Annotated in this window: 12 protein-coding genes; 10 read left to right on the top strand and 2 right to left on the bottom strand. The window is 73.5% G+C overall.

The annotated features are described in order from the left end of the window. The 10 genes from BMZ50_RS02780 to BMZ50_RS02735 all read left to right on the top strand — a co-directional run. Positions 1 to 552 (top strand): methyl-accepting chemotaxis protein (locus tag BMZ50_RS02780; protein WP_245753290.1); only part of this gene is annotated, 552 nt, incomplete at its 5' end. Positions 553 to 938: 386 nt separating this feature from the next. Continuing rightward, positions 939 to 3,302: a chemotaxis protein CheW gene (locus BMZ50_RS02775; protein ID WP_091320929.1), complete on the top strand. Its 2,364-nt coding sequence runs from the start codon at positions 939 to 941 to the stop codon at positions 3,300 to 3,302. A 1-nt stretch (position 3,303) separates the two neighbouring features. Further along, positions 3,304 to 3,756: a chemotaxis protein CheW gene (locus tag BMZ50_RS02770; RefSeq protein WP_218146060.1), complete on the top strand. Its 453-nt coding sequence runs from the start codon at positions 3,304 to 3,306 to the stop codon at positions 3,754 to 3,756. Between the two features lie 329 nt (positions 3,757 to 4,085). After that, positions 4,086 to 4,970 carry a hypothetical protein gene (locus BMZ50_RS02765; RefSeq protein ID WP_245753288.1) on the top strand — a complete coding sequence of 295 codons (885 nt, stop codon included), beginning with the start codon at positions 4,086 to 4,088 and terminating at the stop codon, positions 4,968 to 4,970. Between the two features lie 385 nt (positions 4,971 to 5,355). Beyond that, the gene (locus BMZ50_RS02760; RefSeq protein ID WP_091320925.1) at positions 5,356 to 6,468 is read left to right on the top strand and encodes a protein-glutamate methylesterase/protein-glutamine glutaminase; all 1,113 of its coding nucleotides are present in this window, start codon (positions 5,356 to 5,358) and stop codon (positions 6,466 to 6,468) included. Beyond that, positions 6,465 to 7,289, top strand: coding sequence for a CheR family methyltransferase (locus tag BMZ50_RS02755; protein ID WP_091320923.1), 825 nt, complete (start codon positions 6,465 to 6,467; stop codon positions 7,287 to 7,289). The genes BMZ50_RS02760 and BMZ50_RS02755 overlap by 4 nt, the downstream gene beginning before the upstream one ends. A gap of 1 nt (position 7,290) precedes the next feature. Then, the gene (locus BMZ50_RS02750) at positions 7,291 to 7,674 is read left to right on the top strand and encodes a response regulator (protein ID WP_091320921.1); all 384 of its coding nucleotides are present in this window, start codon (positions 7,291 to 7,293) and stop codon (positions 7,672 to 7,674) included. After that, a complete protein-coding gene (locus BMZ50_RS02745) occupies positions 7,671 to 8,180 on the top strand; it encodes a chemotaxis protein CheX (protein WP_091320919.1) in 510 nt (169 codons plus the stop codon). Before BMZ50_RS02750 ends, BMZ50_RS02745 begins: the two co-directional genes overlap by 4 nt. Beyond that, on the top strand, positions 8,177 to 8,539 hold the full coding sequence (locus BMZ50_RS02740; protein WP_091320916.1) for a response regulator: 363 nt from the start codon (positions 8,177 to 8,179) through the stop codon (positions 8,537 to 8,539). The genes BMZ50_RS02745 and BMZ50_RS02740 overlap by 4 nt, the downstream gene beginning before the upstream one ends. Continuing rightward, entirely contained in the window at positions 8,536 to 9,036 is a 501-nt protein-coding gene (locus BMZ50_RS02735) for a hypothetical protein (protein ID WP_091320914.1), read from the top strand. The genes BMZ50_RS02740 and BMZ50_RS02735 overlap by 4 nt, the downstream gene beginning before the upstream one ends. 146 nt (positions 9,037 to 9,182) lie before the next feature. Here the strand turns inward: BMZ50_RS02735 and BMZ50_RS02730 are convergent, their stop codons facing one another. Next, the gene (locus BMZ50_RS02730) at positions 9,183 to 9,641 is read right to left on the bottom strand and encodes an ATP-binding protein (RefSeq protein WP_091320912.1); all 459 of its coding nucleotides are present in this window, start codon (positions 9,639 to 9,641) and stop codon (positions 9,183 to 9,185) included. Positions 9,642 to 9,720: 79 nt separating this feature from the next. Next, positions 9,721 to 11,421 carry a SpoIIE family protein phosphatase gene (locus tag BMZ50_RS02725; RefSeq protein WP_091320910.1) on the bottom strand — a complete coding sequence of 567 codons (1,701 nt, stop codon included), beginning with the start codon at positions 11,419 to 11,421 and terminating at the stop codon, positions 9,721 to 9,723. Between the last annotated feature and the right edge of the window lie 88 nt (positions 11,422 to 11,509).

Raw genomic sequence — 11,509 nt, 5'->3', positions numbered from 1 at the left:
ACGGCCGCGGAGACGACGACGGCGACGGTGGCGAAGCTGGGGGAGTCCTCGGCGGAGATCGGCAACGTGGTGAAGGTGATCACCTCGATCGCGGAGCAGACCAACCTGCTGGCGCTGAACGCCACGATCGAGGCGGCCCGCGCGGGGGAGGCCGGTAAGGGCTTCGCGGTGGTGGCCAACGAGGTGAAGGAGCTGGCACAGGAGACGGCGAAGGCGACCGAGGACATCGCCCGCCGGGTGGAGGCGATCCAGAAGGACACCGGCGCGGCCGTGGGGGCGATCGAGGAGATCTCGCAGATCGTCGCGCAGATCTCCGATCGGCAGACCACCATCGCCTCGGCGGTGGAGGAGCAGGAGGCCACCACCAACGAGATGTCCCGGTCGGTCACCGAGGCCGCCGGAGGCACCACCGAGATCGCCAGCAACGTCACCGGCGTCTCCACCGCGGCCGAGTCCACCACCCAGGCGCTGACCCAGACCCGCACCGCGGTCGACGAGCTGTCCCGGATGGCCGCGGACCTGCGCACCACCGTGGCTCGGTTCAACTACTGAGGTGCGCCTCGCCCGCGCGGCGCCGACGCCCGGCGAGGACCCCGCAGGTTCCGGCGGTGCTGCGTCATGGCCAGGGGATGAACTTTCACCTCTGACGTGCTGAGCACCAGCATTGCCGGGGTCATGTCGACAATTCCGAGGTGATGGCGGATCAATTTTCCCGAGAGCGGCGACACGCGCCGGGAAAACGATCCGGGAACGGCGCCGGACGTAATCATCTCTCCGGGGCAGGCTCTGCTGCCAAGGCCAGGTGCGACCGTCCCGATCCGAATCGGGGGACATCCCCGGCGGTTCCGGCCGACCCGTTGGGCTTCAGTTCCCGGGCCGGCCGACCGATGACCTTTCCGAAGCGCCTCGCGGCGCCGGACCCGAGAGAGAAGAGCAACGTGGACGGTCTGGACGACATCGTCGAGGAGTTCCTGGTCGAGAGCCATGAGAACCTCGATCAGCTGGACACCGACCTGGTCGCCCTCGAGCAGGAGCCCGACTCCCGCGAGCGGCTGTCGAGCATCTTCCGCACGATCCACACCATCAAGGGGACCAGCGGCTTCCTGGCGTTCAACCGCCTGGAGGAGGTCACCCACGTCGGAGAGAACATGCTCTCCCGGCTCCGGGACGGCGCCCTCGCGCTGACCCCGACCCGGACCAGCGTGCTGCTGCAGATGGTCGACACCGTTCGCGCGCTGCTCGCCTCCATCGAGGCCACCGGCGGGGAGGGCGGGGTCGATGTCGCCGCCGTCGTCGCGGCGATCAGCGCCGCGATGGACGACGAGCCCGCCGTGACCGAGCCGGCCGTCGCGGTCGTCGCGGACGAGGCCCCGGCCGAGGCCGCCCCGGCGGCGAAGGCCCCCCGCAAGCCCGCGGCCAAGAAGGCCCCGGCCGCCGTCCCGAGCCCTGTCGCTCCTGTCGCTGAGGTGTCCGCTCCCGTGTCCGAGATCCCCGTAGTGCCGGCCCCCCGGCCGGAGCCGGCCGTCGAGGTGGCCGACGTGCCCGACGGCGAGGCCGCCCCGGCCGCGGAGAGCGGTGGTGGGCAGGCCCGCCGGGCCGTCGCCGACAGCACCATCCGCGTCGACGTCGACCTGCTCGACGAGCTGATGCTGCTCGTCGGCGAGCTGGTGCTGACCCGCAACCAGATCGTCCAGTACGTCGGGCGCTCCAACGACACCGACCTGGTCCGCGCCTCCCAGCGGCTCAACCTCATCGCCAGCGAGCTGCAGGAGGGCGTCATGAAGACGCGCATGCAGCCGATCGACCACATCTGGTCGAAGCTGCCGCGCGTCGTCCGCGACCTCGGCCTGCAGTGCGGCAAGTCGGTCCGCCTGGAGATGGAGGGTCGCGACACCGAGCTCGACAAGACCCTGCTCGAGGCGGTCAAGGACCCGCTGACCCACCTGGTCCGCAACTCCGTCGACCACGGCATCGAGGCCCCCGCGGCCCGCAAGGCTGCCGGCAAGCCCGCCGAGGGCGTGCTGACCCTGCGCGCCAGGCACGAGAGCGGCCAGGTCGTGGTCGAGGTGGCCGACGACGGCGCCGGTATCGACCCGCACAAGATCGGCGCCAAGGCCGTCGAGCGCGGCCTGATCTCCGTGGACGCGCTCGCCCGCATGAGTCCGGCCGACATCCTGCAGATGATCTTCCTGCCGGGCTTCTCCACCGCCGCGGCGGTCACCAACGTCTCCGGTCGCGGCGTGGGCATGGACGTCGTGAAGACCAACATCGAGTCCATCGGCGGCACGATCGAGGTCGAGTCGGTGCCCGGTGGCGGCACCGTCTGCCGGCTGCGCATCCCGCTGACCCTGGCGATCGTCCCGGCGCTCACCGTCGAGTGCTCCGGTGACCGCTACGCCATCCCGCAGATCAGCCTGCAGGAGCTGGTGTCGCTCGACGCCGAGAAGGCGGCCACGGCGGTCGAGGAGGTCGGCGGTGCGCCGGTCTACCGGCTGCGCGGAGAGCTGCTCCCGCTCGTGCGGCTCACCGACGTCCTGGGCCTGGCGTCGGACCGGCACGACGGCCACGTCGTCATCGCCGTGCTGCGCTCGGAGGGCCGCCGCTTCGGCCTCGTGGTCGACCGGGTCATCAACACCGAGGAGATCGTCGTCAAGGCGGTCGGTGGCCAGATGAAGGCCATCGGCCTGTACTCGGGTGCGACCGTGCTCGGTGACGGGACCGTGGCGCTCATCCTGGATGTCCAGGCGCTGGCCCGCCGGGCGCTGCGCACCGAGACGACCGACCGCCAGGAGACCCGGGAGTCCGCGAGTTCCGCCGCCCAGGCGGAGACCGAGCGCCAGCGGATGCTGCTCGCCGCGATCGGCGGGGGACGACGGGTCGCCATCCCGCTCGACACGGTGACCCGCCTCGAGCAGGTGCGGGCCGAGTCCGTCGAGAAGGTGGGCAACCGGGAGGTCGTGCAGTACCGCGGCGCGATCCTGCCCATCGTCCGGCTCGACCGGCACCTGGGTGCCTACGGCGAGACCGACCGCGAGGTGCTCGAGGTCATCGTCTACGCCGACCACGGGCGCAGCGTCGCGATCGTGGTCGAGGAGATCCTCGACATCGTCGACGGCGAGGCCGCCATCCGCAGCGACATCGACGACCTCGGCCTGCTGGGCTCGGCCGTCCTCGGCGACAAGGTGACCGAGCTGCTCGACGTCCGGGCGGCGATCCTCGCTGCCGACCCGGCCTTCTACTCCACTCCCCTGGACTCCCTCACCGCGGCCGAGGGTGTCCCCGCTTCCCTGCTGGAGGTCTGACGTGACTGCCGGGACCGAACTGTCCGCGCCGGCCATCGGTGGTCAGCTGGCCACCTTCTGGCTGGACGGCGACCTCTACGGCGTCGAGGTGGCGCACGTGCAGGAGGTGCTGAAGAGCCAGGGGTTGACCCGGGTGCCGCTGGCGCCCACCGCTGTCGCCGGCCTGATCAACCTGCGCGGGCAGGTGGTCACCGCGATCGAGCTGCGGGAACGGCTCGGTCGCCCGCCGCGCCCCGAGGGCACCGACGCCGTCGTCATCGTCGTCCGGTTGCACGGGGAGGCGGTCAGCCTGCTCGTCGACGCCATCGCCGATGTCGTGGACGTCGACCCGACCGATTTCGAGGCCCCGCCGGACACCCTCGACGGGTCCGCCCGTGAGCTGATCCGCGGCGCGTTCAAGCTCCAGGGGCAGCTGCTGCTGGCCCTGGATGTGCAGAAGGCGGTCAGCGCCTGACAGCAGCCCGGAACCCTGCTGTCGGCGCCTGAGCGCCGCAGGGCGCGGCCGGACTTCCCCGGCGGCCACGCCCGCGCAATCCCTCGGCCCCCGGCCGGTGGTCCTCCTCGGAGGCTGCCGGACCGGGGGCCGGGGCGTTTCACGGCCGGGTTCGGTGACTGTGCGCGATCACCTGGTGACACGGGCGCTCCGAACACGCAGAACGGCCGGCGGGAGGGTCCAGCGAACGGGTGACCGCGACATGGCGCCTTCCGGTGATCACCGTCAGCATGGTGTGACCTCACCTCGGGGGAAGTGATCTGGGAGGCGCCGCCGTGCCGTATTCGCTGGTGAGTGCCGCGACCCTGGGCTTCGACCTCGTCCGCCTGCCGGCCGGCCGTGCGGTCGCCGACGTCCTGCTCGCCGGCCTGGCTGCCGACGCCGGCACGCTCGAGCAGCTCGCCACGGTGCACCCGGGGGCCGGCCGGGCCCGCGAGGAACGCGCGGCTCTCGCCGTCCGGTCCCGCCGCGCCCGGGAACTGGCGGCGGCCGTGCCGCGCGTCCGCGACGCCGCCGCCGACCTGCCAGGGACGGACCGGGCCGCCGTCCTCGTCGCACAGCTGGAGCGGAGCACGATCGGCGACGCCGCCGCCCTCGAGCGGGTGCTCCGCGAGGACGTGCTCGGCGCCGAGCACCCGGCCACCGGCCTGGTGGACGCCGACGTGCTCGCCGCCGCGACCGAGGTTCTCGCCGATGCCGCGGTGGGCGCCTGGGCCGCCGAGGTGCTCCCGCCGCTGGTCCATCGCCAGCTCGCCGGCCCCTTGGCGGTTGCCGCCGCGGCCGGCATGGTCGGCGTCCCGGAGGTCGACCTCGGTCCGGCCACCCCCGAGCTCAACGGCCTGCTGGCCGCCCTCCGCGAGCTGGATGCCCCGGGCCGGGCGCGCTGGCGCGCCGCCGTCGACGAGGGCCGCGCCGAGCGCCGGCCGTGGGCGGCTGCGATGCACGAGGCATCCTGGGCCGCGCACGTGTCGGGCCGGACCCGCACGCTGGCCACCGCGCAGCTGCTCGCCGTCCGGGCGTTCCTCGACGGCGGCTTCACCGCCTCCGACGGTGCGGCCGGCGCCTGGAACGCGGTCGCCGGTTGCGTCCAGGGCATCGTCATGGCCGACCTGCTGGCGGCCGACTGCGCCGCGGTTCTCCGCGCGCCGATGCAGCGGGTCACCGGGGAACGCTGACCCCGCCGCTCACCCGTCCCCGCCCGACCGCGTAAATCCCTCCCCTGCGCCGGTCTACGCCTCTCTAGCCAGTGAGCTAGACAAGGGCAGACGGTGCTCGACGCCCGGTGACCCCCGATTGCGCCGGAGATATGTCGACACATGGCAAAAAATGGTCGACGACCGCCATTCATGATCACCAAAAAGGGGCCCGAAATCCCCCGAAATGGGCTCAAGAGAAGACCCGGGGTGGCCGACAACTTGGGGGACAGGCGCCGTCTTCGGACGCGCCGCCGGGCACAACGGCGGCGCGCCCCCACGACCCGAGCGTGGCCTCCGGGCGGCCGCCAGCACGGATCATCAGCACACCCCCTGGGGGTATGTCCCGCGGGGAGACGGAGGACGTATGGACCCGATTCGGGTTTTGGTCGTCGACGACTCGGTCGTCGTCCGCAAGATCGTGACCGACGTCCTGTCCGCCGACCCCGCCATCGAGGTGGTCGGCACGGCGGTCAACGGCCGGATCGCTGTCGGCAAGCTCGGGCAGCTCAAGCCCGACCTGGTCACGATGGACATCGAGATGCCGGAGATGAACGGCATCGAGGCGGTCCGCGCCATCCGCGCCACTCGCAGCCGCGTGCCGATCGTCATGTTCAGCACGCTGACCGAGCGCGGTGCTTCGGCCACGCTCGACGCGCTGTCCTCCGGCGCCAACGACTACGTCACCAAGCCCGCGAACGTGGGCAGCGTCGCACAGTCGATGGAGAGCGTCCGCGAGCAGCTCATCCCCAAGATCAAGGCCCTGACCGGGCGTCCGGTCACGGCTCCCGGTCCCGCGCGGGCCACGGCGCCCGCTCCGGTCCGGGCCGCCCCACCGGTCCCTCGCCAGGGCGCGGTCAAGCACCCCGCTGTCCTGGTGATCGGCTCGTCCACGGGGGGCCCGGAGGCTCTGGCCCGGCTGCTGCCCGCGCTGCCGGCCGCCCTGCCGGTGCCGGTGCTGATCGTCCAGCACATGCCCCCGGTGTTCACCCGCCAGTTCGCCCAGCGGCTGGACCGGCTGTGCGCCCTGCAGGTGGTCGAGGCCGTCGACGGCACCTCCCTGACCCCGGGCACCGTGCACCTGGCTCCCGGCGACCACCACCTGACCGTCCGAAGCACCGGCCGCGGCCAGGCCACCGCGCTGAACCAGGGGCCGGCGGAGAACTTCTGCCGTCCCGCCGTCGATCCGCTCTTCCGGTCGGCCGTCGACGCCTACGACGGTGCCGTCCTCGGCGTGGTGCTCACCGGCATGGGATCCGACGGCCGACTCGGCGCCGGTCGCATCCGTGAGGCCGGCGGCGCAGTCGTCGTCCAGGACCAGGCCACCTCGGTGGTCTGGGGTATGCCGGGCGCGGTCGCCTCGGCCGGCCTGGCCGACGAGGTGCTGCCCCTGGACCGGATCGCCGAGGCGATCGGCCGGCGCCTGGCCCCACCCCGCACCACCGCCCTCGCGCCGGCGACCGCCGGAGGCCGGCGATGACCCTCACCGCCACCAGCTTCGACTGGGTCCGCCAGCTGGTGCACCGGGAGAGCGCGATCGTGCTCGCTCCGGGCAAGGAGTACCTGGTCGAGGCCCGGCTGCTGCCGATCGCCCGTGAGATGGGGCTGCCCGACGTGGGGCAGCTGGTCGACTCCGTCCGCAGCCGGCCGAGCCCCGAGCACACCCGGAAGATCGTCGAGGCGCTCACCACCAACGAGACCTCGTGGTTCCGGGACGGCGACCCGTTCACCGCCCTCACGTCCACGGTGCTGCCCGCGCTGCTGGCCACCCGGAAACCGCACGACCGGCTGCAGATCTGGTCGGCGGCCTGCTCCAGCGGGCAGGAGCCGTACACGATCGCGATGCTGCTCGAGGACGCGCTGCCCAACGCGGGGACACGTGTCTCGATCACCGCGACCGACCTCTCCCGGGACATGGTCGAGCGCACCCGCGCGGGCCGGTTCAGCCAGCTCGAGATCAACCGCGGGCTGCCGGCGCCGATGCTCGTCCGGCACTTCACCCGGGCCGGCAGCGAGTGGGAGGTCGCACCCACCCTCCGCCGCATGGTGACCGCCAGGGAGTGCAACCTGGCCGCCCCGCTGCCGCCGATGGGCCCGTTCGACGTGGTCTACCTGCGCAACGTCCTCATCTACTTCGACCTGCCCACCAAGCAGGCCATTCTCCGGCGGGTCCGTGCCCTCATGCGGCCCGACGGCTGGCTCTTCCTCGGCGCCGCAGAAACGACCCTCGGCGTCGACGACTCCTGGGAGCGGGTCGTGACCGGCCGCAGCTCCGCTTACCGCCCGCTGAAGGGGAAATGACGTGCGTGCTCTGGTGATCGACGACTCCCGCGCAATGCGGCGGATCGTGGGTGGAACCCTCGAGGGCTTCGGCTACGAGACCCGCCAGGCCGGCCACGGCCAGGAGGCCCTCGACGTGCTGCACGAAGGCTGGTTGCCCGAGGTGTGCACGATCGACTGGAACATGCCGGTGATGGACGGGCTGCAGTTCGTCTCCACCGTCCGCGCCAACCCCGCCTGGCGTGCGGTCACGCTGGTGATGGTCACCTCCGAGAGCGAGCACGGCCAGATCGTGCGGGCCCTGGCTGCCGGTGCCCACGAGTACGTCATCAAGCCGTTCACCGCCGACGCGCTCCGCGACAAGTTCGCGCTGCTCGGCCTGCTTCCGCAGGAGGCCGCCCTGTGACTACGCCGGTCATCACCGCGCTGCTCGACGGGTCGACGATCCAGGAGATCGCCGAGCAGGCCTGGTCGGCCCTGGTCGGCGAGGAGGAGGTGCTCGTCCCACTGCCGGGCGAGCTCCCGGCCGCGACGCTCAGTTCCTGGGTGGGAATCGCCGGCCCCTGGACCGGATCGGTGGTGCTCACCTGCGGCACCGACACCGCTGAGCAGCTGACCCGGGCGCTGCTGCGCGAGCACGCACCCGAGGAACTGGACGCCGAGGACGTCTCCGACGCCCTCGGGGAGCTGGCGAACGTGGTCGGCGGGAACGTCAAGGCCGTCCTCCCCGGGCCTGCCGCCCTCGGCCTGCCCGAGGTGGGCACGCCGCCGGCTGCCGGCCAGCCGGCCGACACCCTCCGCGTCGACGCCCTGTGGCGCGGTCAGCCGCTATCGATCACCGTGCAGGGCGCCCTCGGCCCCCCGCACACCCCCGCATCGGACATCGAGGAAGAGAACGAGGTGCCACTGTGAAGATCCTGGTCGCCGACGACAGCCGCGTCATGCGGCAGATCGTCATTCGCACCCTGCGGCAGGCCGGCTACGACGACCACGACATCGTCGAGGCCGAGGACGGCCGCGACGCCTACGACAAGGTCCACGCCGAGAAGCCGGATCTCGTCCTGTCCGACTGGAACATGCCCAACATGACCGGCATCGAGTGCCTGGAGGCGCTGCGGTCCTCGGGTTCGAGCGTGCCGTTCGGATTCGTCACCTCGGAGGGCTCGGCCGAGATGCGGGAGAAGGCGGCCAACGCCGGTGCGCTGTTCCTCATCGCCAAGCCGTTCAACGAGGACAGCTTCAAGGACGCGCTGGACGGGGTGATCGCATGACCACGCTGACGCTGCCGGCGGCGAAGGACGTCCGCGACATGCTGGCGGGCCTGCTCGGCAAGCCGGTCGCGGTCCTGCCGGGCGACCCCGTCACGCCGAGTGGCGAGCGCCCGGCCTCGGTGGCGGTGTACGTCGACCCGCAGATGAACGTCAGCGCGCTCTGCGTCATGGATCTCGGGCTGTCGGCCTACACCGGCGGTGCCCTGGCGCTGTTGCCCCCGGGCGGCGTCCAGGACGCCGTCGAGGAGGACGGCGAGCTCACCACGATGCTCACCGAGGCGCTGCACGAGGTCGTCAACGTGCTCTCCGCGCTGTTCAACGTCCCGGGTGCGCCGCACTCCAAGCTCTACAAGCTGTACGCGCCCGGCGAGGACCTGCCGGGCGACCTGGCCGAGATGGTCGCCGCCTTCAACCGGATCGACCTCGCCGTCGAGGTCCCCGGCTACGGCAAGGGCGCCCTCTCGCTGGTTGTCCCGGGGGGCCCGCACACGGCCTGACGGCACCGCGCGGCTCGGACCGGGCCGCGCGTCCCAGCTGCCCCGGGACGGCGCCGGACCACCACGTCCCGCCGTCCCGGGCGCACCCCCAGCGAGGCCCCGCGGCGAGTCGCCGCGGGGCCTCGCTGCACGTGGAACACCGCGCCTCAGCTGTAGGCGGGCTCGCGGTCCTGGATCGTCGTCGGCAGGCAGGCCCAGACGTGCTTGCAGCCGGAGTCGACGTACCAGCCGTGGGCGACCGACAGGCGGGCCACCAGGTAGAGCCCCAGACCGCCCTGCGCCGGGTCCCGGCCGACCGCGGGCGTCGGCATCGCGTCCGCCGCCCGGTCGCTGACGTCGAGCAGCCATCCCCCGCTGCCGGCGATGACCGTCGCCACCACCGGCGACTCCCCGTGCCGCAGCGCATTGGAGGCGAGCTCGTCGAAGGCGAGGACGAGCCGCTCGGCCGCCTGGTCCTCCGGGTCGCGGGGGAAGCCGACGCCGTCGAGGCGGGCGCGGAGCCCGGCCCGGGCGGCGGGCAGTTCGGCGACCGCGCCGAGATTCCAGCGCCATACCTCACCCCGGCCGTCCGGGAGCGGGCGCAGCGGCCACACCGGTCGTCCCACTGCCCTCTCCCGTCCGTCGGCGTCTTCGACGGGGAGTCCGTGCCCACCCGGCGGCGGACTCAACCGTGCCGGAGCCGATTCACCCGCCGGCAGTGAGCGGTGCCGCAGTCATGGTCAGCGACCCGTCCTGCACGCTGATGGCCACCAGGGCGACGTCGTCCTCCGGGGTCCGCGGCAGCATCCGTGCCAGCAGCGCGTCGCACAGACGCTCCAGGGGCAGCCCGGTCAGCTCGCCCAGGTGCCGGCGCAGCAGCCGCACGCCCTCGTCGACCGCCAGGCCGCGGCGCTCGACCAGCCCGTCGGTGAACAGCAGCACGGTGGCGCCCGGCCGCAGCGGGACGGCGAACTCTCGGCGCACCGCCGAGGGGTCCACGCCGAGCATGAGGTCACCGGTGCCGCGGGAGAGCACGGTCACCGTGCCGTCGGCGTCGGCCACCAGAGGCGGCGGGTGCCCCGCGCTGGCCCAGCGCAGCACCGTTCCGCCGCGCTCCAGGCGGATGATCGCGGCGGTGGCCATGGTCCCGGTGTGCATCTGCGCGACCGCCGCATCCAGCCCGCGGAGCACCTCGGCCGGCCCGGCGCCGCTGTAGTGGGCGATGCCCCGCAGCAGGCCCCGCAGCTGCCCCATCGCCGCGGCCGCCGCGGTGTCGTGGCCGACGACGTCGCCGATGACCACCATCGGGGCGCCGTCCCGCTGGACGAACGCGTCGTACCAGTCGCCGCCCACGCGGGCCGCCTCGGCGGCCGGGACGTAGCGGACCGCGACGCGGGCCCCCTCGATCGCCGGCGGGTCGGTCAGCAGGCTGCGCTGCAGTCCCTCGGCGAGCGCCGCCTGCTGGCTCTGCCGGTGCACCCGGTCGACCGCCCGGGCCGCCTGGGCGGCGACCTCGCGGGCGGCGGCCAGGTCCTCGTCGTCCGTCACCCGCCCCGGGTCCTGGTACAGGGTCAGCACGCCGACGGTGTGGAACTCCGCGGTCAGGGGCACTACCACGGCCGTCTCCGGCCCCAGGGCGCGCAGCAGATCGGCGGCCGGCCCGGGTGCCATCAGCGCGAGGACGCCCGCCACGGACTCGGTGGCGGCGGTCCCGGCGCGCAGCGCCCGGCCCACGGGGGACGACGGCGGCAGGGTGTCCAGGCGCACCGCGGCGTAGCGCGCCATCAGCCCGCGGCGGGCCGGGTCGACGTGCCAGGAGCCCACGTCCCGCGGCCGGCCCGCCCGGTCGATGACGGTGACGATGCAGGCGTCGGCCAGCCCGGGCACGACCAGGCGGGCCAGGCTGCCCAGGGCCGACTCGCCGTCGAGCGCCCCGGACAGCTCGGCGGTCACCGCGGCGAGCAGCGCCGAGCGCCCCCCGGCCCGCTCCGCCGCCAGCTGGGCGCGGCGGCGCCGGCTGGCGTCGATCAGCGCGAACGCCGTCCCGTCGGGGACGGGCCAGGCGTGCAGCTCGAACCAGCCCTCCGGAACCCCCGGCGGTGGCAGCTGGACGACGACCGGGCGCCCCGCGGCGAGGGCCTCCCGGCAGGCCGCCGCGACGGGCGCGGCGACCTCCGCGGGGAGCACCTCCGCGAGCGGACGGCCGAGGAGGTCGGCCATCGGCCGGCCCAGGAGCCGCTCGGCCTCGGCGTTGGCGTAGCCGATGCGGTCGTGCTCGTCGAGGTGGCACAGCGCTGCGGGCATCCCGGCCAGCACGTCGGCGAGCAGGAGCTCGACGGGAGGGAGGGCGGCGCCCGGTGGGCTCCCCGGCGGCCGGTCCTCCGAACCGGGTCTCCCCTCCGCCACGCGGATCACCCTCCTAGGCTGCGGGCCCGGCTGCTGGAGCTGCCCCCGTCATGCTCCCGGGGAGGCTCGGCTCCCGGGGAGGGACTGC

It is taken from the genome of Geodermatophilus ruber, assembly GCF_900114385.1.
Taxonomy (GTDB): domain Bacteria; phylum Actinomycetota; class Actinomycetes; order Mycobacteriales; family Geodermatophilaceae; genus Geodermatophilus; species Geodermatophilus ruber.
This window is presented reverse-complemented; position numbering and strand designations above follow the sequence as displayed.